Source organism: Nocardia mangyaensis, assembly GCF_001886715.1.
In the GTDB taxonomy this organism is placed as follows: Bacteria; Actinomycetota; Actinomycetes; order Mycobacteriales; family Mycobacteriaceae; genus Nocardia; species Nocardia mangyaensis.
Genome location: NZ_CP018082.1, coordinates 4,520,240 through 4,545,806, shown reverse-complemented (window position 1 = coordinate 4,545,806; position 25,567 = coordinate 4,520,240). Strand labels below are relative to the sequence as shown.

Below are 25,567 nucleotides of genomic sequence, written 5' to 3'. Positions count from 1 at the left end.
CGGCCTGAACTCAGGTTCGCCGTCGGCAAGTGCGTCGAGGGACAGTAAAGGGACAGCGACATCAGAAGACAGCGGCGCCCACCTGCAACTACCCTCGGACTCATGGGGACACACGTAGGCCAGGCCATTGCGTCCGAACGCAAGATCGCCGGATTTAGCCAGCGACAACTGGCGACCCGGGCCGCGTACAGCCTGTCCATGATCAAGGCTGTCGAGCAGGGCCGTGAGCTCGCCTCGCCGGGGTTCGTGTCCTCGGTGGCGCGCGCCCTCCGCGTGACCCCCGAACAGCTGACCGGGGCACCGTTCGACGACGGCAAGCCCCTGGCCGACGCGGTAAACGGGCTGTCGATACTGCTCGCCGAGGGCCGATACGCCCGCGCCGAGGAACCGGGCGAGCTCGCCGCGCTTGAGGCGGACCTCGCCGGTGCGCAGGAGCTGTACCGCCGTGATCGCACCCGCCAGACCATCGAGGTACTGCCCGGGATCATTCGCCGCCTACACGGCGCAGCGCGCGACCTCGGCGACGACGACCAGGCGCGCGCCTACTCGCTGCTCGCCTCGGCCTACATCCTGGCCGAGTGGTCGGCCCGGCGTACCGGCCATCTCATGCTGGCGCTGCCCGCGCTCGACCTCGCCGACAGCTACGCGCCCCTCGGCGACGACCTCAACCACGGAGCGTTCTCCGCGCTGGCCCGTGCCCGCATCCTGACCCACTACGGCGAATCCGAGGTCGCCGCACGACTCATCGAGCAGGCGATCGGCGCGGCCGACGACACCCGTCCGGGCATGGTCCTCGCCGGATACTCGCATTTGGCCGGCGCGATCAACGATGCCCGCCAGCTCGACTACTCCGGCGCCGTCGCCCATGTCGACGCCGCGCGGGACCTGGCCGCACACACCGGCGAAACCGATCTGTACATGACCGCCTTCGGTCCGCTGAACGTCGACATCCACGCGCACGCCATCGAACTCGAGGCCGGTGACCCGAACCGCGCCGCGATCGGTGGCGCCACACTGACGTACGGCACCGACGCCCCGCCGACGCGTGTCGCCCACCACTGGCAGGACAACGCCCGCGCGTGGCTCATGAGCGGCAAGCCGGATCGTGCGCTGTCCTCGCTCAACAAGGCCCGTGCCGCAGCGCCGCAGCAGACGCGATTGCATCCGTCGGTGCGCGAAACGGTCTACGGCATCGCTGCCGCCCAGCGCCGCCAGTCCGAGGGTTTGCTTGGGTTCGCGCACTGGCTCGGCGCGTCCCTGTAGGTCCGTCGGGCCGGAATCCCCGTTTCGGTTCGGTCGGATTTCAGTGTGCCGACAGTGTGCCTATGAGTGCCGAACATGCATGGAAACGCGCGGACGCGGGTACACGGGAAACATCGCCTGAACTGGGCGGAATACACGGTGACGGACGGCCTTGGATGGCCGCTGTTACTGTGGCGGTGTACGGCCAACTAGCGGGAGAAGCGTGACATGTCGTCATCCACGGGCGGACACAAGTCGGGAACGGGTCCGGCCTCGGGATACTTTCGACGACTCGGCCGCCGCCTGACCGAGGACATCAACGCGCTCGACGCCGAGGAACTGGCCGAGACGTCCGACGCCTCCGGTGCCCGGCGCGCGGTGGATTGCTGTCGCGGTGAGGAGGCCACCATTCTGGGCAGGCTCCGCAGTGTGGAAGCATGTCCCAAGTCCGCGGGCGCCACCGTGCAGGCCGAGTTCTTCGACGGCACCGACGCCATCACCCTGGTCTGGATCGGCCGGCGGCGCATTCCCGGCATCGAGCCGGGCAGGCGCATCCTGGTCCGTGGCCGCGTGGGCGACCGCGACGGCCGCAAAGTGATCTTCAACCCCTACTACGAATTGCGCGGGAACAGCTGACGTATGCCCTCCAGCGACGAGTACCGCACTGCCGCGGACCCCGAACCCACCGTGGCCCTGCCGGTGGCGAGGCCCGATGATCCGGTCGACCCCGAGGTCGACGCCGAGCTCGAGCGGTCCCAGACCCTGCTCGAGCAGATGGGCGGCCTCAGCGGCCTGATCTATTCCACCCTGCCGGTACTGGTCTTCGTGCCGGTGAACACCGTCGCCGGGCTCACCGCCGCCATCTGGGCGGCCCTGGGCGTCGCGGCGGGTGTGCTGGTGTGGCGGCTGTACCGCCACGACCCGGTGCAGCCGGCGATCTCCGGGTTCTTCGGAGTCGGCCTGTGCGCGTTCATCGCCTACCGGGTGGGTGAGGCCAAGGGATTCTTCCTGTTCGGCATCTACACCAGCCTGGTCTACGCGGGGGTGTTCGCGGTGTCGATCCTTCTCCGCTGGCCGCTGGTCGGCGTGATCTGGGGCGCGCTCAACGGGCACGGCACCGCGTGGCGCACCGATCCACGCATCCGCAAGCTCTACTCGCTGGCCACTGCCGTGTGGGTGGTGGTCTTCGGCGCCCGCTACCTGGTGCAGTCGCAGCTCTACGACACCGACCACACCACCTGGCTCGCGGTGGCCCGCATCGCCATGGGGTGGCCGCTGACCGCTGTCGCACTGGTGGTGACCGTATGGGCGGTGCGCCGTGCCGGCCACCTGCCCGCTGACAAGTCCGTCGCCGACAAGGCCGCCGCCGGAACGGAATCCACCCGCGCCTGACCGCCCGGAGGTGGGCAAGTACCCACCCTGGGGTACCTATCAGCGTCCGCCCGTTCGTCGCACGATCAATGCATACGCAACGCAGTGATCGTGAAAGGACCGGCGACCATGATGGCAACCGAGCATCGTCGAAGCGCACCGAAATCCGCGACGGCGCCCGTCCTGTCGGAGAGCAAGCGCATCGCCGCCGAACTCGACGCGCTGATCGGGCCCGCCGCCGCCGGCGACCGCGACGCCGTCAGCGAGATCGTGCGGCTGGTGCACCCGCTGGTCCGGCGCTACTGTTCGGCCAGGATGGGCGCCACCGGCCATCTGACCGTCACCGCCGACGACGTCACCCAGGAAGTGCTGATGGCCACGGTCACGGCCATCCCGCGCTACCGGGATCAGGGCAAGTCCTTCCTCGCCTTCGTCTACGGCATCGCCGCCAACAAGGTCTCCGACGCGTTCCGCCGCGGCAAGCACATCGCCTACCCGATGGCCGAGATGCCCGACACCGCCAGCGTCGCGGCCGGCCCGGAGGACTGGGCGCTGGCCTTCGAGCGCCGCGCCGCCACCCTCGAACTCATGCAGGTGCTGGCCCCCAATCACCGCGAGGTGCTGGTCATGCGGATCGTGCTCGGCTGGAGCGCGGCCCAGACCGCCGAGGCCATCGGGACCAGTCCCGGCGTCGTGCGGGTCATGCAGCACCGCGCGCTCAACAAGCTGCGCGCGCAGCTGAAGGTCGCGTGAGTCGACGGGCTATCGCCGAGGCATCGACGTATCGGGGTGTTACGGACGAATGCCGTGGGTGGCCAGGGACAGGCGCAGATCCTCTTCGGCCTCCACCGAGGTGACGAACAGCAGCTCGTCGTCGCCCTCGAACGGGTCGTCGGGCTGCGGCACGATCACCCGGCCGCCGCGCAGGATCGTCACCAGCGCGGTGTCGCGTGGCATCGCCAGGCTGCGCACCGGCTTGCCGGCCAGCTGGGTGTCGGCGGGCAGGGTGATCTCGACCAGATTGGCCTGGCCCTGTCGCAGCGTCATCAGCCGGACCAGATCGCCCACCGATACGGCTTCCTCGACGAGCGAGGCCAGCAGTCGCGGCGTCGACACCGCGACATCGACGCCCCACGACTCGTCGAAGAGCCATTCGTTGCGCGGATCGTTGACCCGGGCGACCACCCGGCGCACGCCGAACTCGGTCTTGGCGAGCAGGCTGTGCACCAGGTTGGCCTTGTCGTCACCGGTGGCCGCGATGACCACCTCGTAGGTCTCGAGCTCCGCGTTCTCCAGCAGCGACAGCTCGCAGGCGTCGGCGTGCACCCAGACCGCGTCGGGGATGGCGGCGGTGTCGATGTGGTCGAGCTGACGCTCGAGCAGCATCACCCGATGCCCGGCCCGCAACAGTTCCCTGGCGATGGAGCGTCCGACCGCGCCCGCCCCGGCGATGGCCACCTTCATAGTGCTCAGTCCTCGCTCACGGGGGGCTTGGCGGCCAGGGCGACGACCTCGCCGACACTGCCGGACGTGGCCGCGACGTACACGACGTCCTCGGCCTGGACGATGGTCTTGGACTCGGGCAGCACGCCGCGGCCGAACCGCAGGACGAAGGCCACCCGCACACCGAGGTCACGTTCCAGATCGCGCACCGTTCGCCCGAACCACTCCTCGTGCAGGGTGAGCTGGGTGATTGCCACCGCGCCGGTCGGGTCGCGCCAGGTGGTGGTCGAGTTGTCGCCGATGAGGCTGCGCAGGAAACGGTCGGTGGTCCACGGCACGGTCGCGATCGTGGGGATGCCGAGCCGCTCGTAGACTTCGGCGCGCTTGGCGTCGTAGATTCGGGCGACCACCCGTTCGACGCCGAACATCTCCCTGGCCACCCGGGCCGAGATGATGTTGGAGTTGTCGCCGGAGGACACCGCCGCGAAGGCGTCGGCGCGTTCGATTCCCGCACGGGTCAGCACATCCCGGTCGAAGCCGACGCCGATCACCTGCTCACCGGTGAACCCCTCACCCAGCCGACGGAACGCACTGGGGTCCCGGTCGATCACCGTGACCTCGTGACCGACCCGGGTCAGGGCCCGCGCCAGCGAGGAGCCGACGCGGCCACACCCCAAGATCACTACGTACACCGTGCACCCTCGTTCCTGGACTGCCCGTGGGGTCCGGCTTGGACCGTACTCGCCACCCGCTCTCCTCGCCCATTTTCCCCGTGTCGACCCCGGGCAAACAATCGCCACACCGGCGTCGGCATCGGGATGTGCGCGCGCGAAGGTACCCGTGAACTGCTCTATGCTCGGCCCGGTGTCCAAGTTGACGACGGCAGCCAAGCGTTTGCTGCTGGGCAGGCCGTTCCGTAGCGATTCGCTCGGCCGCACGTTGTTGCCCAAGCGTATCGCTCTTCCGGTCTTCGCCTCCGACGCGATGTCGTCGGTCGCGTACGCGCCGGAGGAGATCTTCCTCGTGCTGGCGGCGGCGGGGATCTCGGCGTATCTGTACGCGCCGTGGGTCGGGGTGGCCGTCGCGCTGGTCATGGCGGTGGTCGTCGCGAGCTACCGGCAGAACGTGCGCGCCTACCCGTCCGGGGGCGGCGACTACGAGGTCGCGAACAAGAATCTGGGCCCCAACGCGGGGTTGACGGTCGGCAGCGCGCTACTGGTCGACTACGTGCTGACCGTGGCGGTCTCGATCTCGGCGGCGGCGGCCAACATCGGGTCGGCGATCCCGTTCGTGGCCACCCACAAGGTGCTGTTCGCGGTGGTGGCGATCGTGGTGCTCACCGCGATCAACCTGCGTGGCGTGCGCGAGTCCGGTACCACCTTCGCGATTCCGACCTACGCGTTCCTCGTCGGCATGGTGGCGATGCTGGGCTGGGGGCTGTTCCGGGCGTTCGTGCTCGGTGAGGACGTGCGGGCCGAATCGGCCGGGTTCGGCCTGGATGTCGAGGACGAGCACCTCTACGGGCTGGCCTTCGCGTTCCTGATCGCGCGGGCCTTCTCCTCCGGCTGCGTGGCACTGACGGGCGTGGAGACCATCAGCAACAGCGTGCCCGCCTTCCGTAAACCCAAGGCCCGCAACGCCGCGACCTCGCTGCTGCTGCTCGGTGCCATCTCGATCGTGCTGATGATGGGCATCATCGTGCTGGCGCAGAAGGTGGGCATCGTCTACGCCAACGACCCGGCGAACCTGGTCGGCGCGCCGACCGACTACCAGCAGAAGACCCTGATCGCCCAGCTCGCCGAGACGGTGTTCGCAGGCTTCCCACTCGGCTTCTTCGCGATCACGATCGCCACCGCGCTGATCCTGATGATGGCCGCCAACACCGCGTTCAACGGGTTCCCGGTGCTCGGTTCGATCCTGGCCCAGGACCGCTACCTGCCCCGCCAGCTGCACACCCGCGGCGACCGGCTGGCCTTCTCCAACGGCATCCTGTTCCTGTCCGGCGCGGCGATCGCCTTCGTGATGATCTTCGGCGCCGAGGTGAGCAAGCTCATCCAGCTCTACATCGTCGGAGTGTTCGTCTCGTTCGTGCTGAGTCAGACCGGCATGCTGCGGCACTGGACGCGGCTGCTGCGCACCGAGACCGATCCCCGGCAGCGCTCGCGGATGCAGCGCTCCCGGATGATCAACGCGATCGGCCTGTCCGCGACCGGCATCGTGCTGGTGATCGTGGTCGGCACCAAGTTCTTCGCGGGCGCCTACATCGCGATCCTCACGATGGTGGCGATCTTCGTGGTGATGAAACTGATTCGCAAGCACTACGACTCGGTCTCGCGCGAGCTCGACGAGTCCGACTGGGACGGGGTGCTGCCCAGTCGCACCCACTCCATCGTGCTGGTCTCCAAACTGCACCTGCCCACTCGGCGGGCACTGGCCTACGCGCGCGCCACCCGGCCCGACACACTCGAGGCGATCACCGTCAACGTCGATGACGCCGATACCCGCAGGCTGGTGCACGAGTGGGAGAACAGCGAGATCAACGTACCGTTGAAGGTGATCGAATCGCCGTACCGCGAGATCACCAAGCCGGTGCTCGAGTACGTCAAGCGGGTGCGCAAGGACGCCCCGCGCGATGTGGTCACCGTGTTCATTCCCGAGTACGTGGTCGGGCACTGGTGGGAGCAGGTGCTGCACAACCAGTCCGCGCTGCGGCTGAAGGGCAGGCTGTTGTTCGAACCGGGTGTGATGGTGACGAGTGTGCCCTGGCAGCTGAGTTCCTCGACGCGGGCCAAGCAGTCCGCCGAGGTGAACGCGCCGGGATCGGTACGGCGTGGCTTCGAGCGGCCGGATCGTCGGGAATGAACGGCAACGAGGGAAGCGGGTGTGGCCGTGAGTGATTGGCGCGGACAGGAATTCCAGGTGCGGCTCGGGCCGCCCGGACACGGCGGCTTCTGTGTGGGCCGCCACGAGGGCAGGGTCGTGTTCGTGCGGCACGGTCTCCCCGACGAGTTGGTGCGTGCCAGGGTCACCGAGGATCGGGGCGGCTCGTTCTGCCGGGCCGATGCCGTCGAGATCATCGAGGCGTCCCCGGACCGGATACCGGCGACCTGCCCGGTGTCGGGTCCGGGTGGTGCGGGCTGCTGCGATTTCTCCTTCGCCACGCCCGCCGCGCAGCGCGCGCTCAAGGCCACCGTGGTGGCCGAGCAGCTGCGCAGGCTGGCCAAGGTGGAGCGTGCGATCGAGGTCGAGCCGATCTCTGGCGATGGCGGTACGGACACCGGCGGCTGGCGGACGCGGGTGCGGCTGGTGGTCGACCCGGCCGGTCGGGCGGGTGTGCACCGCTACCGCAGTACCGCGGTGATCCCGGACCTGCGTTGTCCGCAGCCGGTCGCGGGCGCCCTCGACGGTGTCGCCGATCGGATCTGGACCCCCGGCGCCGATCTGGTCGTCGCGGTGGACGGCGACGGCGTGCGCCACATCGTCGAACTGGCCGCGACCGGGGAGACCGATCGGCCCGGTGGCCGTCCCTCGACCCCGCGCGGCGCGACCCGCGGACGCGGTCAGCGCCCGGCCCGCCGCCGCGAGTCCGGCCAGCCCGTCGCTGACGAGCGCGGCGCCGTGCGCGACCGGGCCGCCGCCCGCAAGTCGGCCACCAACGCGCCGCGCGAGGAGTGGGTGATGGCCGGATCCGGTCGCGCCGTGGAGTATGTGGCGGGTCGCCGCTGGGAACTCGCGGCGACCGGCTTCTGGCAGGCGCATCGCGGTGCCGCGCAATGCTATTCGGACCTGATCGCCGAGTGGTCCGGGCTCGTCCCCGGCGGCTCCGGCTGGGACCTCTACAGCGGAGTCGGCGTCTTCGCCGCGCGCCTGGCCGAGCAGACCGGCCAGACCGGCGCGGTCGCGGCCGTGGAGTCGGCGCGTTCGGCCGTGGCCGACGGCACCGCCGCCCTGGCCGACCTGCCCTGGCTGGAGTTGCGCGCCGACCGCGTCGAGCGCTGGGCCCGCACCCACGCCACCGACAGCAGACCCGATGTCGTGGTCCTCGACCCGCCCCGCGTGGGCGCCGGCAAGGAGGTCGTCGCCGCCGTCACCGACGCCGACCCCCGGCGCATCGTCCACATCGGCTGCGACCCGGCCGCCTTCGCCCGCGACCTCGGCCTCTACCTCGACGCGGGCTACCACCTGGCCGACCTGCGCGCCTTCGACGCGTTCCCCGCGACACACCACGTCGAATGCGTAGCGCTCTTGGATCGTTGACGACGCACCGATCGGCGATCGCCCGCTCCGCCGTGCGCGGGTGCGCCCCGCAACGGTCGCGACGGGCGGCGCGCCTGCGGCGGGATGGCCCATCGGACCGGGAACGCGGTCGGCAGGACACGTTCAGTGCGACGGTGCGTCCCGCGTGCTCAGTCCAGCGCCCAGGTGACTCGCACGCTTGCGCCGACCTCGGTCTCCCCGGGCACCACCGGCACGCTGGAACTGCTGCGGGCCATCAGCATCGGTGCTTCCATGTCGCCGCTGATGTCGTAGGGGCGCGGCGCTGACGCGGTGTCCTCGGTGATCTGCAGGACCGCGCCCAACCGCACACCCGCACGGGTCGCGTACTGCTCGGCCTTGGCCTTCGCGTCGTCGAACGCGGCATCACGTGCCTGGGCGAGCAGGGGCTCGGGATCGGCGATTGCCCGGGTCAACCCGCCGAGGCGCACGTCATCACCGCCGGCGTTCACCGCCGCCGCCACGGCATCGGCGGGCTCGGTCCCGGTGCCGTCGCGCAGCGACACGCTGAGTCCGGTGGAGGCGAGATAGCCGGAGATCTCACTGCGCCCGTTGTCGGTGTAGACGGTCTCGGTGCGCACACTCAGCCCGCTGGTCGCCAGGTCGGCATCGCTCACCCCGGCCGCGCGCAACGCGGCCACGACCGCGCTGACCCGGTCACCGGCGCGCCCGTAGGCCGCGGCGACGGTGGCGGCGCGTGACTCCACCGACAGCGTCACCCTGATCAGATCGGGGACCGCCCGGACCGTGCCGCGTCCGAATGTCGTGGTGCTGGCCTGCCGGGAATTCTCGCTCACCACGCTGCTCCTGTCGGTCGAGGGATGCTGTGCTGCCCAACGTCTCGCGCCCGCCGCCGAGTTCCCGGCTCAGTAGTTCCCGGCGTTGCCCGAGATGGTCCGCACGGTGGCGTCCATCTGGGCGTAGGCCGCCGCCGCGAGTCGTTCCAGCAGCGCGAGTTTCAGTCGCGGATGGCTCTCGGCGAGTGAGTCGAACCTCTCGGGGCTCATCACCGCCACCCGTACCCGAGTGTCGGCGATGATCGCGTTCATGAACGGTTTCCCGATCAGCATCGGGATCTCGCCGAACGACATGCCCGCTGACAGGGTGACCAGCCGGTGCACCCGCCCGTCGGTGCCGGGAAAGGTCATCCGGACCCGGCCGTCGAGGATCAGATACAGCCCCGAGCGCGGGTCGCCACGGTCGGCGATCACCTCGCCGCGGGCTAGGGTGCGTTGCTGGAAGTCGGCGCACAGCAGGTCGCGCTCCTCGGTGCCGAGGCTGGCCAGCAGCGGATGTTCGTCGAGGGTGATGGAGGTGCGCGTGCTCGTGTCCGCCGGCCGGTGCCGGTCGAGCACGATGTCCTCGCACCATTCGGTGGCGGTGTCGCGGTCGATGAACACCCGCCCGCGTGGGTCGTGGGGATCCAGGCTCGACACCTCGTGCCCGAGCCGGGCATCGGGATCGACCAGCGCCACCCGGGTGCCCTCGCGCACGAGTTCGGCCTGCAGCCCCTCGAGCATGTCGCGGGCCACTGTGCTCACCTCACCGACCCGGCGCAGATCGATCACCAACGCGTCGAGCTCGGTGCCGTTGCCCTCGATCGCTCGCACCGCGCGTTCGGCGCCGGCGAAGAGCAGGTCGCCGTGCAGTTCGTAGACGCGGGCGCGCTCGCCGTGCTCGGCCAGAACGGCGGAGTCCTCGGGGGAGCGGCGCAACCGCGAGGGCAGCTGCGCCACCGTGTACTCGGCGCGGATGGCGGTGCGCGCCGAGCGCGTGACGTGACAGAAGTGCAGTTCCAGGCGCCGCGACAGCTCCCGGCACGCCGACACTCCGCGCACACTGTTGCCCTGCGGGTCCAGCCGCGGCGAATACACCGCGATCCCCAGCTGACCGGGCAGCACCGCGATGATCCCGCCGCCGACCCCGCTCTTGGCGGGCAGGCCGACCGTGGTCACCCAGTCACCGGCCGCGTTGTACATGCCGCAGGTGGTCATCACGCTGAGCACGCGCTCGGTCAGCGAGGTCGACAACGCCCGTTCCCTGGTCCGCGGATTCACCCCGTTGTCGGCCAGGGTCGCGGCCATCATGGCCAGGTCGTGGCAGGTGACCTCGATCGAACACTGCCGGAAGTACCGGTCGACGGCGTCGTCGGGGTCGACGTCGATGATGTCGACCGAGCGCAGCATGTAGCCGATGGCCCGGTTGCGGTATCCGGTGCGCGCCTCGGAGTCGTAGACCGACTCGTCCATGCGCAGTTCGCGCCCGGCGAAGCGGGAGTAGCAGCGCCGGACCCGCTCGAATTTCTCGCTGGTATCGCGTCCGGCGATCAGCGAGGCCGCGGTGATCGCGCCCGAGTTGATCATCGGATTGCTCGGTCGCTGGGTCTGCGGCTGGAGGCTGATCTCGTTGAACGGTTCGCCCGAGGGCTCCACATCGATGTGCTCGGCCACACCGTCGAGCCCGCGGTCGGCCAGTGCGAGCGCGTAGGTGAACGGCTTGGAGATGGATTGGATGGTGAACCCGATCTCGGTGTCGCCCACCTCGTAGACCAGGCCGTCGGCGGTGGCCAGGCACAGCCCGAACGAGTCGGGCGCCACGGCGGCCAGTTCGGGGATGTAGTCGGCGGGCGCGCCCGAGGTGTCGTCGCGGCAGGCCGCGAACACCTCGTCGAGCATCCCGGCGACCACACCCGGGTCGATGGTGCGCGTCACGCCGTCGGGTCGGTCCACAGCGCCACTGTAGGTCGGGTCGACGGGGTTGCCGGTGGGGCGCGCGGGGGGAGATAGTCCTCACAGCCGCGCGGGAGCCGACCTCGGCGCGGGTCCGGCGTGATCGGTGCCGGTGCGCGCACGCGCCCGCTGGTCGGCGGGTGTCGGCGAGCCGTGCTCGCCGAGCACTGCCGACATCGATCGAGGGCGTCCAGTAAGGGCCCGCGAGCTCGCGCCGCTCGCGGCGACAAATACACTGGGCGGATCACACTGTAGTCCGGAGGGAGCGAGTTCAGGTGGGAGTGCTGTCGCGGGTGGATTCACCCGAAGATCTGCGCCGACTGAGCGTGCCGCAACTGCGGGACCTCGCGGAGGAGATCCGCGAGTTCCTGGTGCAGAAAGTCGCCGCCACCGGAGGCCATCTCGGCCCGAATCTGGGGGTGGTCGAGTTGACCATCGCCCTGCACCGGATCTTCGATTCTCCGGCCGATCCGTTGATCTTCGACACCGGCCATCAGGCCTACGTGCACAAGATCCTCACCGGCCGCAAGGACCGGTTCGACTCGCTGCGCATGCGCGACGGCCTGTCGGGCTATCCGAGTCGCGCCGAGAGCGAGCACGACTGGGTGGAGTCCTCGCACGCCTCGGCCGCGCTGTCCTACGCCGACGGCCTGGCCAAGGCCTTCGCGCTCACCGAGCAGGACCGCACGGTCGTCGCGGTCGTCGGTGACGGCGCGCTCACCGGCGGCATGTGCTGGGAGGCGCTCAACAACATCGCCGGTGCCCCCGACCGCCCGGTGGTGGTCGTGGTCAACGACAACGGCCGCTCCTACGCCCCGACCATCGGCGGCCTCGCCGACCGGCTGACCGCGCTGCGCACCCAGCCCGCCTACGAGCACGCCCTCGACGCGGGCAAGCGCATCCTCAAGAGCATTCCCGCCGTGGGGGATTCGGCGTACTCGATGGTGCACGCGCTCAAGGCGGGCATCAAGGACGCGGTCAGCCCGCAGGAACTGTTCTCGGATCTGGGCATGAAGTACGTCGGCCCGGTCGACGGGCACGACCTCGTCGCGCTCGAGGCGGCCATGCGCCGCGCCAAGGACTTCGGCGGTCCCGTCGTCGTCCATGTGGTCACCCGCAAGGGCAACGGCTACGAGCACGCCGAGAACCACATCGCCGACCAGATGCACGCCTGCGACCCGATCGACCCGCTCACCGGCCGCCCGCTGGCCGGGAAGAAGGCCAAGGGCTGGACCGCGGTGTTCGCCGAGGAGCTCATCGAGCACGCGTCCCGGCGGGAGGACATCGTCGCCATCACCGCGGCGATGCCCGGCCCGACCGGTCTGGCCGGGTTCGGCGAGCGTTTCCCGGAGCGCATGTTCGACGTCGGCATCGCCGAACAACACGCGATGGCCTCGGCCGCCGGTCTCGCCCTCGGCGGCCTGCACCCCGTGGTCGCGATCTACTCCACCTTCCTCAACCGCGCCTTCGACCAGCTCCTCATGGACGTGTCGCTGCTGAAGCAGCCGGTCACCGTCGTGCTCGACCGCGCGGGCATCACCGGCCCCGACGGCGCCAGTCACAACGGCATGTGGGACCTGTCGCTGCTGGGCATCATCCCCGGCATCCGGGTCGCCGCGCCCCGCGACGGCGCCACCCTGCGTGCGGAACTCGCCGAGGCGCTGGCCGTCAGCGATGGCCCGACCGTGCTCCGCTTCCCCAAGGGCAGTGTCGCCGAGGACATCACCGCGGTGGAGCGGGTCGACGGCATCGACGTCCTCCGTCTCGCCGTGCCCGGCGCCGGGTCGGCCCAGTCCCAGCACGGCGATGTCCTGATCGTCGCCGTCGGGCCGTTCGCCGAGACGGCGCTCGCGGCCGCGGAATTGCTCGACCCGCAGGGCATCTCGGTCACCGTCATCGATCCGCGCTGGGTGATCCCGGTCTCCGACACTCTCGTCAAACTCGCCGAGAACTATCGCCTGGTCGTCACCGTCGAGGACGGCGGCCTCCATGGCGGCATCGGTTCGACGGTCTCCGCACGCCTGCGCGAGGCGGGCCTGGACGTTCCCACCCGCGATCTCGGTGTGCCCCAACAGTTCCTGGACCACGCCGCGCGCGGGGAGATCCTCGACGAACTCGGCCTCACCGCTGACGCCATCGCCCAGCGCATCAGCGGCTGGCTGCGCGCCCGCTGACACGCGGTCCCGTGCCCGCCGCGGTCGGTGCGGGGCCCAGGGCGCTCGCGCCGAGTGCGGGAGTCGGCCGATTCGGTGCGCGTGCCGATCGCGCTGCGGAACGAGGTCTTCGCGGAGCTCGCCGCGGCCCCCGCGACACTGATCAACGACGCGTGGCCGCCCGCCCGGCTGGGATGTCTAGCCCGCCGGGCGGCGGGCGACGACGGCGAAATTCAGCGGGATCCGCGGCGCGGTCTCCGGCAGCGTCCAGCCCTGCGGGCAGGCGACCAGGTCCCCGAACGCGGGCCAGTCCATGAACGGCAGCTCGTGCACCGCCTCGATCCGCAGCCCGGCACCGAGCAGTGCGGCGACGATCTCACCGAGGTCGTGGCGCCATTCGTGGTTGGTCGTGTGTGCGATCTGACCGTCCGAGTCCTCGGTGTAGGTGCCCGAGTCCGAGTAGGTGCGGGTGCCGCCACCGGACAGGTAGTCGTCGCTGATCGTCCAGGGTTCGTGATCCATGGCGCCCAGGATCGGGTGGTCGTCGCGGATCGCGAACACCCCGCCCGGTTCGAGCAGGTCGTGGATCGAGTGCGCCCACGCGGTGAGCTCCGGCAACCAGACGATGGTGCCCGCACTGGTCACGATGGTCTCGAACTGCCGGTGGATCGCCGCCGAGGCGAACCGCGCGTCCCCTTCGACCCAGGTGATCCGGCGCCCGTCGGCTTCCGCGATCCGGGCCGCGTGCCGTAGCGAGTTCGATGACAGATCGAGCCCGTGTACCTCGACCGCCCCCAGTCGCGCCCAGGAGACGGTGTCGGTGCCGATATGGCACTGCAGATGCAGCAGTGAGCGTCCGACGATTCCGGACGCGGGCAGGTGCGGCGCCAGCACCGCGAGGTCGTTGCGCACGACGGTGGAGATGTCGGTGGGATCGGCGAGAAAGGCGTCCACGTCGTACATCCGCGAGCGTGCGTGCACGTCGGCCCGGTCGTCCCAATTCGCCCGATTCGCGGCGATGGCGTCGTCCTCTGGCACGGCTGCCGCGGTCGGATTCGTGGTCATGTCCCAGGTATAGCCGAGAAGCCGTTACCGACGCGAATTGTTTTCGCGCCTGCTCGGTTGGCGCAACGTGCCGACAGCGAGCGCTGTACATCGCGAAATATCTTGGCCCAAAGCCTGTCCCGGTCCCCGGTCGCCCCGTGCGCAGGCGCATCCGCGGATCCCCGCTGGTGACCAGTGCGGTCCGGTGCGGACAGCGGGCAGCAGCGCCTCGAACGCTCACCTGCCGGCCCGAACGCCAGCTACACGATCGCAGTGATCGGCACGACGTGATTCGCTGACGACGTCCTATCCGGCAGCGGGCGTCAACGCCTCGGTCAGCGCGGGCACCGCAAGAGCCCGCTGCCACGGCCGCGCCCCACCCGCACGAAGGAACTCCTCGACACGAGCCGACAACTGCTCGGCCGCGCCGACGTCCTTGTAGTCCGGCAGCCCGTCCCAGCACAGCCGCCGAACCAGGTCGGGGGAGAGCAGGTTCTCCACCGGGATCGAGTGTTCGGTGGAGAGCTCGCCCATGGCACTGCGCGCGGTGGCGAGGCGGGCCGCGGCGGCGGGGTCGCGGCGTTCCCAACGATTGACGGGGGGTGGCCCGTCGAAAGGCAACGTCAGCGGGGGGAGTTCTTTGTCGGGGAGCGTGCGGGCACGTTCGACGGCGGCGAGCCAATCGCGGGAGTACCGGCGTTGCCGAGGCCCGCCGAAGACGGGCAGGGTGCGCAACTGGGCGATGGTGCGGGGTTCGCCGGTGGCGGCGGCCACGATGGCGGAATCGGGGAGGATGCGAGCGGGGGCCACGTCGCGGGCGCGGGCGAGTTCGTCGCGGGTGGTCCACAGTTCGCGCACGATCGCGAGCTGGCGGGTACGGCGCAGGGTGTGGATGCCGGAGGTGCGCCGCCAACGGTCGGCCTTGGGGGTGGGCGGGTCCATGGTGCGGATGTGCTCGAATTCCTCGGCGGCCCAATCCATCTTGCCCTGGGTGGTGAGGTCGCCGGCGACGGTGTCGCGCAGTTCCAGCAGCAACTCGACATCCAGTGCCGCGTAGTTGAGCCATTCGTCGGGCAGCGGGCGGGTCGACCAATCGGCGGCGCCGTGGCCCTTGCGCAGGGAGCGGCCCAGCAGGTTCTCCACCATCGCGGCCAGGCCGACGCGTTCGTAGCCCGCGATGCGGCCGCCGAGCTCGGTGTCGAACAGGCGGGCGGGGCGCAGACCGAGCTCGGCGAGGCCGGGCAGATCTTGATCGGCGGAGTGCAGAACCCATTCGAGGTCGTTGATCGCCTCGGCCAGCGGGGTCAGCGCCTCGGTGACCGGGATCGGATCGATGAGGAACGAGCCGGCGCCCTCGCGGCGCAGCTGGATCAGATAGGCGCGGGCGGAGTAGCGGAAACCGGACGCGCGTTCGGCGTCGACGGCCAGTGGGCCGGTGCCCGCGGCGAGGGATTTGGCGGCCGCGGCGACCTCGTCGGCGGTCGCCAGCACAGGTGGAACCCCCTCGGCGGGGGCGAGCAGGGGCTCTGCTGCGGTGGGTTCCTCGGCGACCGACATAGACGTGAACTCTACGTGGCGATCAAGGGTGATCGGTGCGGGTATAGGACTCCGGCCGTAAATGGGTGATCCCAGCGGGTGGGAGCCCGGCGGCGAAGGCCAGCACCTCGCAGAACGCCTCCACGTGTCGGCGCATCTCGGTGTTCATCGCCGTCCACGAGGCCCGCAACTCCAGCTGGTGGGCTCGTGGTGGGCCCGCGATGTCGCCGTAGCGGACCGAGCTGGTGGCGGTGACCGTGCCGCCGAGGGCGGTGAACGGCTCGCCGCGCGACTCCAGCGAATCGACCAGCCAGCTCCACGCGACCTCCGGCAGGAGTGGGTCGGCGGCCAGCGCGGCGTCGATGTCGGCCTGGATGTAGGCGACCAGGCGGAACACGCCGTTCCAGGCCTCGTCGCCGTCGGGGTCGTGGAGCAGGATCAGCCTGCCGAAGGCGTCGCCCTCGGAGTCGATGGGCACCACCGGGGTGTCGGGATGGGTGACCTCCGCTCCGAGCGCATAGGAGAACGGCGCCAACCGTTGCGGGGGACGGATAGGCGCCAGCTCGATTCGAGGGTGCACTGTTGCGGTGCCCATCGCATCGACCGCCGCCCGGAAAGAAGCAGGCTCGCGGGGCGTTCCCCCGGTCGGTGCGGCGCCGTCGCGGATGTCGAGCGGTGTCACGAGGGGCAACGGTAGACCGTTGGCGGCCGAGGCGGTCGGAGGCGCGCCGCCGTGCGCGTTGCGCGCGGGCTGCGTTGCGCAGGATGCATTCTCGAGGTCAGCGCGATGCGCGATGCGCGATGCGCGGTCTCGAATCGGCGACTGCCGAGAGCCCGCCGACCGGTTGGTTTGTGTTTCGTCCGATTCCGGTCGGCGGGCACGGTGACAGTGAGGCGGATCCGGGAAGGACAGATGGTTCGACCTACCGCCGAGCGTGGCGGGAAGTCCACCTAGGATGAACACCGATGAGCACTTACACTCGCCGCCGGTTGACCGATGCCCCGTTCCTGGCCGCCGCCACCGGCGCGACGCCGAGCAGGCGCCCCGTCTGGTTCATGCGTCAGGCGGGCCGCTCGCTGCCGGAGTACCGGGAACTGCGCAAGGGCATCGGCATGCTCGAGTCGTGCTTCGACCCCGAGCTGGTGTGTGAGATCACCATGCAGCCGATCCGCCGCCACGGCGTCGACGCGGCGATCCTGTTCTCCGACATCGTCGTTCCGCTCAAGGCCGCCGGCATCGACCTCGACATCGTGCCCGGCGTCGGCCCGGTCATCGCCTCGCCCGTGCGCACCGCAGCCGATGTGCGCGCGTTGCCCCGGCTGCGGCCCGAGGAGGTCGGCGCGGTCACCGACGGTGTGCGGCTGCTCACCGACGCGCTCGGCGACACCCCGCTCATCGGCTTCGCCGGCGCCCCGTTCACCCTTGCCTCCTACCTGGTCGAGGGCGGCCCGAGCAAGCAGCACGAGCGCACCAAGGCGATGATGCACGCCGACCCGCAAACCTGGCACGCCCTGCTCGGCACCCTCACCGACATCACCATCGCCTTCCTGCAGGCCCAGCTCGCCGCGGGTGTCGACGCCGTCCAGCTGTTCGACTCCTGGGCCGGTGCGCTCTCCCTGGCCGACTACCGCGAATTCGTCCTCCCGCATTCGGAGCGTGTCTTCGCCGAGGTCGCCGCCGCGGGCGTGCCGCGCATCCACTTCGGCGTCGGCACGGGTGAACTGCTCGGCGCCATGGGCGAGGCCGGTGCCGATGTGGTCGGCGTGGACTGGCGCGTCCCGCTCACCGACGCCGTGCGCCGCGTCGGGGCCGGTAAGGGTCTGCAGGGCAACCTGGACCCGGCGATCCTGTTCGCCGGTTTCGACGCCGTCGAAGTCGAAACCCGCCGGATCCTGCGTGAAGCGGATGAGGCGATCACCCTCGGCGCGTCCGGGCACATCTTCAATCTGGGCCACGGCGTCCTGCCGGACACCGATCCGGGTGTCCTGACCGCCCTGGTCGAGCTGGTCCACTCGCTGTAGCGAACCCCTCGACCTCTCGCCCGTACCGCTCCCGCCGACACAGAAGCGCACCCCCGTCAGCCGCACGCGCCCCAGACCGCCAGGGCGTGTAGCTGGACCGTTGATCCCCTGGCCTCGGTGAGTATCGGCCGGGATGCGACCGCCTCCAGCGTCCGGTGATCGACGGTCCAGGTCGGGTGCGAAGCGTCCGGTCGATGTGGGCGCATGCTGCGACACACTGGTCCATGCGGCAGCGTCGGTCTGGTGTGCGCCGCGCTGGCCTGCCGTTCGGTGGGGTGGTCTGTGACCACTCGTTGCGCGCGCGGCTACGGTCGAGGCATGCGGATCGCGGTCATCGGGGGCGGTATCAGTGGGCTCGTCGCGGCCTATCGGTTGCGGCAGAAGCTGGGGGACGAGGTCGACATCGTCGTGCTCGAGCAGAGTGAGCGCGTCGGCGGGGTCCTGCGGACGGGTGAATTGGCCGGGGAGCCATTGGATCTCGGCGCCGAGGCCTTCGTGGGACGCAGGCCCGAGGTGATCGAGCTGATGGGCGAACTCGGCCTCGACGACCAGTTGGTGCGGCCCGCGGGCAAGCGTCCGCTGGTGTGGGCGCAAGGGGCTCCTCATCCGCTGCCCGGGCGCACGCTGATGGGCATTCCGTCCGATGCCGAATCGCTGCGCGGACTGGTCGACGACGCGACCCTCACCCAGGTCGCCACCGAACCGGAACGATCCCTGTCCTGGGAGCCCGGCGCCGATGTCGATGTGCAGACCCTCGTCGGCGAGCGGTTCGGCAGGCAGGTGGTCGAGCGCAGTGTCGACCCGCTGCTCGGCGGGGTCTACGCGGGCATCAGTGCCGGTATCGGCGTTCGCGCGGCGCTGCCCACCCTGGCTACCGCCCTGGACCGCGGCGCCACCAGTCTCACCGAAGCGGTCCGTGAGGCCATGCCCGCACCCAGCACGGCCCCGGTCTTCGGCGGCCTGCGAGACGGCTACGGCGCACTGCTGACGGCGCTGACCGCGGCAGCCGGCGCCCGCGTCGTCACCTCGATGGCAGGCACCCGGGTCGCTCGCACGCCGCGCGGCTGGGTGGTCGACCCGCTCGGCGCCGTCGACGCCGTCGTCCTCGCTACACCGGCCCCGGTCATCGCCCGATTGCTGCACTACGCGGCGCCGGTCGCGGCCGAAGCCGCCGCGGGGATCGAACTGTCCTCCTCGGCGTTGGTCGCCCTGGCCCTGCCACGCGACACCGCCCTGCCGGACAACTCGGGCATTCTCGTCGCCACCGGAGAACCCTTGCGCGCCAAGGCGTTCACGCTGTCGAGCCGCAAATGGCCGCACCTGGCCGAACGTGACGTCGCCCTCGTCCGCGCCTCGTTCGGCCGGTTCGGCGACGAGTCCCCACTGACCTGGTCCGACGACGAACTCATCGCGGCCGCCGTCGCCGACCTGTCCACCGTCACCGGCCTCCCGATCACCCCACTCGAGGCCGTCGTCCAGCGCTGGCCCGGCGGACTCCCGCAGTACGCCCCCGGCCACACCGAACGCGTCGCCACCCTGGAATCCGCCATCGCCCCCCTCGACGGACTCGCCGTCGCCGGCGCCTACCTCCACGGCGTAGGCGTCCCTGCCTGCGTAGCTGCCGGCACCGCCGCCGCCGACCGCATCGTCACTTCGCTGGGCACCCGCGGCGTTTAGCGGAATACGCAGTGGCGCAGTCGCACTGGGCTGGGCGCCAACATTGATCCCGTGCTGGGTGACCTCGACACGACCCGGTCCTGCGCCGATCCGGCCACGACCCGCAGCGCGAGATCTGGCGGGTGCGTCGTGACGTCGCTGGCGGGATGGACCCGATGACCGTCGGCACAGCGGGAAGATCACTCCGGCGGTGTCGGCGCCCAGACTCCCGCCGCCGTCCCCTCCGCGACATGCGCACGGTAGGCGGCGACCTTGTCGTGAATGATCGACAGATGGGCCGTCAACTCGGCGAGCCGATCCCGCACTACCCGCTCGTGCGCCTCGAGTAGCGCGAGCCGCGCGCTCTCGTTGCCCGGCCCCGACCGGACCAGTCCAGCGAAAGTCTTCAACGCCGCGATCGGCATCCCTGACTCCCGCAGCCGATTGCACAGCAACAGCCACTCGACATCCGCCGGGTCGTAGACCCGCTGCCCACCGGAGGTGCGGGGGATGGGGCGCAGCAGGAGCTCCTCGCGTTCGAAATACCGCAGGGCGTGGACGCCGAGTCCGGTCGCCCGCGCGACATCGCCGATGGAGAGACCGTTCATGCGCACCGCCCAGACCTTGACCTAGATCGCACTCTAGCTTCTACGGTCGCGGCCATGACGATGACACAGCAGCACCGGATCGGCTCCGGGTTCGGCGCGCACAGCACCGCCGCCGACGTCCTCGACGGCATCGACCTCACCGGCCGGACCGTTCTGATCACTGGCGGCTACTCGGGCCTGGGCAAGGCCGCTACCGAGGCGATGGCGCGCGCCGGAGCCGAGGTCCTCGTCCCGGCGCGCCGACCGGAGACGGCCCGAAACGCACTGCGCGACTATGCGGAAGTGGCCGAACTCGACCTGGCCGACCTCGACAGCATCCGGATCTTCGCCGAGCGATTCCTCGACACCGGCCGCGCGATCGACATCGTCATCGCCAACGCGGGCGTCATGGCCTACCCGCGCGAGCGGATCGTTCCCGGCTGGGAGGCACACTTCGCCATCAATCATCTGGGCCATTTCGCCTTGGTGAATCAGCTGCAGCCGGCACTGCGCCCCGGGGCGAGGGTGGTCTCGGTCGCCTCGTCGGGACATTTCCTGTCCGACATCCGCTGGGGCGACCCGCATTTCGACCACGACTACGACCCCTGGCAGGCCTACGGTCAATCCAAGACCGCCAACGCCCTGTTCGCCACCCATCTCGACACCCTCGGCGTTCGTGCCTTCGCCGTACATCCCGGCAGCATTCTCACCCCGCTGCAACGCAACATTTCGCGCGCGCAGCAGATCGCCCAGGGCTGGATCACCGAGGACGGCCGCCAGGCTGCCGGGTTCAAGACCCCGGCTCAGGGTGCCGCCACCGCGATCTGGGCCGCCACCGCACCACAACTCGACGCCTACGGTGGCGCGTACTGCCAGGACTGCGATGTCGCCGAACCAGCGACGACCGAGGACATGCTCGTCGGGGGAGTGAAACCGTGGGCGGTCGACCCGGATGCCGCCGCCCGCCTCTGGGCGATGTCGCGCGAGTTCACCGGGCTGGACAGCTTCAGCGCAGACCGCGTGTCATCGCCAGACGGCGATAGCGATGTTGCATGATTGCCCGCTGTGACCATCACCGACGAACAGCGAATCCGCACTCTCGTCCTCGATCCCGACCTCGGACCCGTCGAACTGCACGCGGGCGGGGCGACGACAGTCACCTCGGTCTTCGGCAACGACGAGTCCTCGCCGTGGCGGGCGAGCCGGCCGCACGAGGACTGAGCACCGACAACGCCCGCCCACCCGGCGGCCGAAAACCCCGCAGTGGCACCATGGATCCATGGCGCGACTCGACTATCAGGCCCTCAACTCCACCATCCGCTACTTGATGTTCTCGGTGTTCCAGGTCCAGCCGGGCGTGCTCGGCGAGGACCGCACCGAGGCGATCAAACAAGCCCAGGCGTTCTTCGACGACCTCGCCGACAAGGGCGTGGTGCTGCGCGGGATCTACGACGTGGCGGGCCTGCGCGCTGACGCGGACTTCATGCTCTGGACCCACGCCGAGCGCGTCGAGGACCTGCAGGCCGCCTACGCCGACTTCCGCCGCACCACCGAACTGGGCCGTGCCAGCGCGCCGGTCTGGAGCAATGTGGCGGTGCACCGGCCCGCCGAGTTCAACAAGAGCCACATTCCGGCCTTCCTCGCCGGTGAGGACGCGGGCAACTACATCTGCGTGTACCCGTTCGTGCGCTCCTACGAGTGGTATCTGCTGCCCGACGAGGAGCGGCGCAAGATGCTCGCCGACCACGGCAAGGCCGCCCGCGGTTACCCGGATGTCCGAGCCAACACCGTCAGCTCGATGGCACTGGGCGACTACGAGTGGATCCTGGCCTTCGAGGCGCCCGAACTGCACCGCATCGTCGATCTCATGCGCGACCTGCGCGCCACCGAGGCCCGCCTGCACGTCCGTGAGGAGATCCCGTTCTTCACCGGTCCCCGCGTCGAGGTCGAGCAGTTGGTCGCCGCTCTGCCGTGAGCGGCGCGGTAGTCGATGGCCCGGTCGCCAGACCGGGCCATCATGCTATTCGGCAGCAGGCTGCAGCCGGAGGGCGATGGAGTTGATGCAGTAACGCTGGTCGGTGGGGGTGGGGTAGCCCTCGCCCTCGAAGACGTGGCCGAGGTGGCTGTGGCAGTTGGCGCACAGCACCTCCACACGGCGCATGCCGAGCGTGTCGTCGGCGCGCAGGATCACCGCGTCGGAGTCGGCGGGGTCGAAGAACGAGGGCCAGCCGCAGTGCGAGTCGAACTTCTCGGTGCTGCGGAACAATTCGGCGTCACAGGCGCGGCAGGTGTAGACACCCTCGGTCTTGGTGTCGGTGTACTCGCCGACGAACGGGCGCTCGGTGGCGGCCTCGCGGAGCACAGCGTATTCCTGCGGATCCAGTTTCGCCCGCCACTGCTGCGGCGTCAGCTGGATACGCGGCGTGGGCAACGAAGTATCGGAACTCATCACTCCACGCTAATGGTTTCGGCCGGGGTGTGCCGCGATCGTCACGGCACACCCCGGCCGGGGCGCTATTTGAGGGCGGGCTCGCGTTCCCCGGCGGGCTCCTCCGGGGCCACCGGATCGTCGCGATGCGCGGCGGCGGGTGCGGCCGCGACGGGCTTGTCGGGGTCCTCGGCGCCGTCGCGGGAGTCGGGCGCGTTCGCCATCCACGCCGGGTCGAGGCCGAACTGCAGTCTGCCCGCGCGACGGGCGGCCAGGTACCGGTCGCCGAGCACACAGAACACCACGATGAGCAGCAGGCCCCAGCCGAAGGTCACCCGCAGGTACTCGAGCGCGCGACCGGTGCTCTGCCAACGGTCCGAGAGCCACTTGTCGTAGGTCATGAACCCGAAGATGGCCAGCCAGGCGGGCCAGTTGCGCAACACCGAATTGCGCAGCACCACCGACATCAGGAACGGGAACAGCATCATCGAGTAGTACATCTGGCCCAGCGAGGGCAACAGGAACGACGCGGTGAGCAAGACCCCGGAGAACGTGGTGACGAAGAACAGGTCGTCGTGGCGGTAGTAGCGCCACAGCAACCACAGCGACACCGCGACCACGCCCGCCATCACGACCTGCGCGATCAGGATCAGCCAATGCGGCACGCCGTAGTAGAGACCGTTGCCGCCGACCGAGCTGTTGAAGTAGTCGCGGGTCTCCGACAGGTACGGCAGGACTTCGGTGAAGAACTTCTCCGGATCCTTCGACAGTGGCCAGGCGATGGCGGTCAGCGCCAGCGGCACACCGCAGGCAGTGATGAACACCTTCCACTGGCCCCGCACGGCCGCCACCAACAGCAGTGGCGCCAACGTCGGTTTGACCGCGATGCTCAACCCCAGCACGGCACCGGCCCACAGATCACGGCGAGCCAGCAGCAGATGGATGAACAGCAGCTCGGCCAGCAGCAGACAGCCGTTGACGTTGGTGAACACCAGCGTGTTGATCACCGTCTCGGAGGCGAACATGGCCAGCAGCAGCGCGGGCGCGGCGATCGAGCCGAGACCGAACTTGAACAGCCGCAGCAGCAGATACCAGGCCAGCAGGATCGCCGCGGCGTTCAGCGCGATGAACAGCCAGCGCGAGAGTTCGTATTCGATGATCGCGACCGGCGCGATGACCAGGGTTCCGCTGGGCGGATACAGGTAATGCGGGTCGACGGAGTCGAAGTTCGCCGTGTAGACGGGCCTGCCGTTCAGGAACTCGAACGAGGCGTTGTAGACCGGCTTGTAGTCGTCAGTGATGAAGCCGTTGATCGCCTTGATGAAGACGCGGTTCAGCACCGTCATGATCGCGAATGGCCACAGAGCGAACTTGATCACATCTGCGGTGGTGCGAGCGGTACGTGGCTCGAGCTGTCGGAACAACACTGGGGCACGGTACACCGAATCGGGTTGCGATGGTGTCGCCGGACCCGTCTGACGCGCCGAAACGCCGCCCGCCCACACCCGGATCAGGCCGGGCAGGCGCCGCCGTCAGCGGGCAATGTCGCCTCGGCGAGGTAGTCGTTCACCGCCTGCTGCGCACAGCCGGAATGGGCGACGACCGGGTGACCCCAACCCTGCCAGGTCATCGTCGCGTGCCGGGCGCCCGCCGAGCCGAGCGCCCCGGTCACCGAGGCGGCGGCCCCGCCGACGACCGGATCGGCGGCACCGGCGAACACCAGCACCGGCAGGTCGAGCTCGGTCGGTAGCGGCGCGGCGGTGGAGACCGGCCACGCCGAGCAGACCATCAGCCCGACCGCGGCCGTGCGGCCGAACACCGGATATTTGCCGGGCCAGGTCTCGGCGAGCTCGCGCGCCTTGTCCGGGGTCGGTGGCTGCTGACCGTCGGTGCACCGGTTCACGAACTCGCCGTCGGAGTTGATCGCCGCGGTCTCGCGGACCACCAGCGCGGCCAGCGGCGCGCGATCACCGCGATCGGCGGCGGCGAGGATGTCGGCCAGCGCGGTGACCCGGCTCGCCTGATCGCCGCGGGGGCTGGACAGGAATCCGGTGAGCGCGGTGGACAGGTCGGCGGCGGAGATGTCGCCCAGGTCGCCGCTGGTCGCCTTGCCCATCAGCCCGGTGATCCTCGCGCGCGGATCGTCGCCGAGCGCGCAGTCCGCCGCCTGGCAGCGCTGCGCGAACGCGGTGAGCGCCGCCTCGGCGCCGGTGATCCGTGCCTCGGTCATCGTGGTCATGTCGGCGCCGACCGGTTCGGGCGCGTCGAGCACGAGCCGGGCCAGGTGGTCGCCGTAGCGGCGGGCGTAGCTCAGGGCGACCTTGGCGCCGTTGCCGGTCCCGAGCAGGTTGATCTTGTCGACCTGCCATTGCTTGCGCAGCTGCTCGATGTCGTCGGCGGCGTGCGGTGCGTCGAAGGTGTTCTCGTAGGGCTGCAAAAAATCGCGGCAGGCGATGGTGGCGTCCTGGCTGTACTCGGCCACCGCGCCGATCTGGTCGTCGCTGCCCACGCCGAACTGGCCCAGATCGGTCATCACCGCGCGCAGCTGGGCGGGAATGCAGTCGATCGGCTGGGAGGCGCCGATACCGCGCCGGTCCACCGCGACGATCGGCTGCGCGGCCAGCAGCGCGCTGTTGGGGCCGATCGAGAGCCCGGCCAGAGTCGAGGCCGAGGAACGATCCGAACCGGAGGTGAGGACCAGCGGCGCCGCGTCGGCGGGGGTCTGCGGCAGCCGGGCCCGCAATGCTCCCGCCCGGAAGGTGCCGATCACGGTGCCCGCGGTGTCGATCGGGGTCGAGAAGTCGGCGCACTCGAGCACGAGGCCCTCGGGCGCATCGCCGAAGGCGAGCGAGCTGAGCGTGGCCTCGGTGCAGTCGCGCCAGGTCAGATCGGTCTTGGGGACCTCGGCCGTTGCCGGTGCGGTCGGGGTGGGCGCCTCGGTCTGGCCGCCGCCGCTCCCGGGTCGCTCGACCGCGACGGCAGGCCGATCGGACGGACCGGCCCCGCAGCCCGCGAGCATGATCGACAGTGTCGCGGCCGCCACCGCGGCCCGAGTCAAGCGCATGGACTACACACTGCCAG

23 protein-coding genes are annotated in these 25,567 nt (G+C 70.0%); 12 read left to right on the top strand and 11 right to left on the bottom strand.

Annotated features, from left to right (window positions below):
* Positions 1-102 precede the first annotated feature (102 nt).
* The 4 genes from BOX37_RS20655 (at position 103) to BOX37_RS20640 (ending at position 3,366) form a co-directional block, all read left to right on the top strand.
* Positions 103-1,263: a helix-turn-helix domain-containing protein gene (locus BOX37_RS20655; protein WP_071929096.1), complete on the top strand. Its 1,161-nt coding sequence runs from the start codon at positions 103-105 to the stop codon at positions 1,261-1,263.
* A gap of 207 nt (positions 1,264-1,470) precedes the next feature.
* The gene (locus BOX37_RS20650) at positions 1,471-1,878 is read left to right on the top strand and encodes an OB-fold nucleic acid binding domain-containing protein (RefSeq protein WP_071929095.1); all 408 of its coding nucleotides are present in this window, start codon (positions 1,471-1,473) and stop codon (positions 1,876-1,878) included.
* Positions 1,879-1,881: 3 nt separating this feature from the next.
* Positions 1,882-2,634 (top strand): DUF3159 domain-containing protein, encoded by a 753-nt coding sequence (locus BOX37_RS20645; protein WP_084759895.1) that lies wholly within the window; start codon positions 1,882-1,884, stop codon positions 2,632-2,634.
* Between the two features lie 111 nt (positions 2,635-2,745).
* On the top strand, positions 2,746-3,366 hold the full coding sequence (locus BOX37_RS20640; protein WP_084760935.1) for a sigma-70 family RNA polymerase sigma factor: 621 nt from the start codon (positions 2,746-2,748) through the stop codon (positions 3,364-3,366).
* Positions 3,367-3,405: 39 nt separating this feature from the next.
* Here the strand turns inward: BOX37_RS20640 and BOX37_RS20635 are convergent, their stop codons facing one another.
* The gene (locus BOX37_RS20635; protein WP_071929094.1) at positions 3,406-4,077 is read right to left on the bottom strand and encodes a potassium channel family protein; all 672 of its coding nucleotides are present in this window, start codon (positions 4,075-4,077) and stop codon (positions 3,406-3,408) included.
* Between the two features lie 5 nt (positions 4,078-4,082).
* Positions 4,083-4,748, bottom strand: a complete 666-nt coding sequence (locus BOX37_RS20630) for a potassium channel family protein (protein ID WP_071929093.1) — start codon at positions 4,746-4,748, stop codon at positions 4,083-4,085.
* A 172-nt stretch (positions 4,749-4,920) separates the two neighbouring features.
* On the opposite strand from BOX37_RS20630, the gene BOX37_RS20625 reads away from it, so the two are divergent.
* Together BOX37_RS20625 and BOX37_RS20620 are read left to right on the top strand one after the other, a co-directional pair.
* Positions 4,921-6,918: an APC family permease gene (locus tag BOX37_RS20625; RefSeq protein WP_071931710.1), complete on the top strand. Its 1,998-nt coding sequence runs from the start codon at positions 4,921-4,923 to the stop codon at positions 6,916-6,918.
* A gap of 27 nt (positions 6,919-6,945) precedes the next feature.
* Positions 6,946-8,313 (top strand): class I SAM-dependent RNA methyltransferase, encoded by a 1,368-nt coding sequence (locus BOX37_RS20620; RefSeq protein WP_071931709.1) that lies wholly within the window; start codon positions 6,946-6,948, stop codon positions 8,311-8,313.
* Between the two features lie 149 nt (positions 8,314-8,462).
* On the opposite strand, the gene BOX37_RS20615 is transcribed toward BOX37_RS20620, so the two are convergent.
* Positions 8,463-9,128, bottom strand: a complete 666-nt coding sequence (locus tag BOX37_RS20615) for an SIMPL domain-containing protein (RefSeq protein ID WP_071929092.1) — start codon at positions 9,126-9,128, stop codon at positions 8,463-8,465.
* A gap of 69 nt (positions 9,129-9,197) precedes the next feature.
* Positions 9,198-11,006: a glutaminase A gene (glsA, locus tag BOX37_RS20610; protein ID WP_071931708.1), complete on the bottom strand. Its 1,809-nt coding sequence runs from the start codon at positions 11,004-11,006 to the stop codon at positions 9,198-9,200.
* A gap of 329 nt (positions 11,007-11,335) precedes the next feature.
* Between glsA and dxs the strand changes: the two genes are divergently transcribed.
* Positions 11,336-13,234: a 1-deoxy-D-xylulose-5-phosphate synthase gene (dxs, locus tag BOX37_RS20605; RefSeq protein WP_071929091.1), complete on the top strand. Its 1,899-nt coding sequence runs from the start codon at positions 11,336-11,338 to the stop codon at positions 13,232-13,234.
* A gap of 177 nt (positions 13,235-13,411) precedes the next feature.
* Here dxs and BOX37_RS20600 read toward each other — a convergent pair whose 3' ends face one another.
* The 3 genes from BOX37_RS20600 to BOX37_RS20590 form a co-directional block, all read right to left on the bottom strand.
* Entirely contained in the window at positions 13,412-14,278 is an 867-nt protein-coding gene (locus BOX37_RS20600; RefSeq protein WP_071929090.1) for a class I SAM-dependent methyltransferase, read from the bottom strand.
* Positions 14,279-14,563: 285 nt separating this feature from the next.
* Entirely contained in the window at positions 14,564-15,814 is a 1,251-nt protein-coding gene (locus BOX37_RS20595; RefSeq protein ID WP_071929089.1) for a ribonuclease D, read from the bottom strand.
* A 22-nt stretch (positions 15,815-15,836) separates the two neighbouring features.
* On the bottom strand, positions 15,837-16,388 hold the full coding sequence (locus BOX37_RS20590) for a DUF3000 domain-containing protein (RefSeq protein WP_240505435.1): 552 nt from the start codon (positions 16,386-16,388) through the stop codon (positions 15,837-15,839).
* Between the two features lie 371 nt (positions 16,389-16,759).
* Here BOX37_RS20590 and hemE point away from each other — a divergent pair, with 371 nt between their 5' ends.
* On the top strand, positions 16,760-17,815 hold the full coding sequence (hemE, locus tag BOX37_RS20585; protein WP_071929087.1) for a uroporphyrinogen decarboxylase: 1,056 nt from the start codon (positions 16,760-16,762) through the stop codon (positions 17,813-17,815).
* A 318-nt stretch (positions 17,816-18,133) separates the two neighbouring features.
* On the top strand, positions 18,134-19,492 hold the full coding sequence (locus BOX37_RS20580; RefSeq protein WP_071929086.1) for a protoporphyrinogen oxidase: 1,359 nt from the start codon (positions 18,134-18,136) through the stop codon (positions 19,490-19,492).
* A gap of 179 nt (positions 19,493-19,671) precedes the next feature.
* Here the strand turns inward: BOX37_RS20580 and BOX37_RS20575 are convergent, their stop codons facing one another.
* Positions 19,672-20,079: a MerR family transcriptional regulator gene (locus BOX37_RS20575; protein ID WP_071929085.1), complete on the bottom strand. Its 408-nt coding sequence runs from the start codon at positions 20,077-20,079 to the stop codon at positions 19,672-19,674.
* A 54-nt stretch (positions 20,080-20,133) separates the two neighbouring features.
* On the opposite strand from BOX37_RS20575, the gene BOX37_RS20570 reads away from it, so the two are divergent.
* From BOX37_RS20570 to hemQ, 3 genes are read left to right on the top strand one after another with little or no spacing between them, the layout of a single operon-like run.
* The gene (locus BOX37_RS20570; protein ID WP_071929084.1) at positions 20,134-21,114 is read left to right on the top strand and encodes an oxidoreductase; all 981 of its coding nucleotides are present in this window, start codon (positions 20,134-20,136) and stop codon (positions 21,112-21,114) included.
* A 9-nt stretch (positions 21,115-21,123) separates the two neighbouring features.
* The gene (locus tag BOX37_RS34160) at positions 21,124-21,279 is read left to right on the top strand and encodes a hypothetical protein (protein WP_156910470.1); all 156 of its coding nucleotides are present in this window, start codon (positions 21,124-21,126) and stop codon (positions 21,277-21,279) included.
* Between the two features lie 58 nt (positions 21,280-21,337).
* Positions 21,338-22,033: a hydrogen peroxide-dependent heme synthase gene (gene hemQ / locus BOX37_RS20565; RefSeq protein WP_071929083.1), complete on the top strand. Its 696-nt coding sequence runs from the start codon at positions 21,338-21,340 to the stop codon at positions 22,031-22,033.
* Positions 22,034-22,078: 45 nt separating this feature from the next.
* Here hemQ and msrB read toward each other — a convergent pair whose 3' ends face one another.
* The 3 genes from msrB to BOX37_RS20550 all read right to left on the bottom strand — a co-directional run bounded on the left by msrB (position 22,079) and on the right by BOX37_RS20550 (position 25,550).
* Entirely contained in the window at positions 22,079-22,507 is a 429-nt protein-coding gene (gene msrB, locus BOX37_RS20560) for a peptide-methionine (R)-S-oxide reductase MsrB (protein WP_071929082.1), read from the bottom strand.
* Between the two features lie 65 nt (positions 22,508-22,572).
* A complete protein-coding gene (locus BOX37_RS20555) occupies positions 22,573-23,913 on the bottom strand; it encodes a glycosyltransferase family 87 protein (RefSeq protein ID WP_420811545.1) in 1,341 nt (446 codons plus the stop codon).
* Positions 23,914-23,996: 83 nt separating this feature from the next.
* Positions 23,997-25,550, bottom strand: a complete 1,554-nt coding sequence (locus BOX37_RS20550; protein ID WP_071929080.1) for an alpha/beta hydrolase — start codon at positions 25,548-25,550, stop codon at positions 23,997-23,999.
* Between the last annotated feature and the right edge of the window lie 17 nt (positions 25,551-25,567).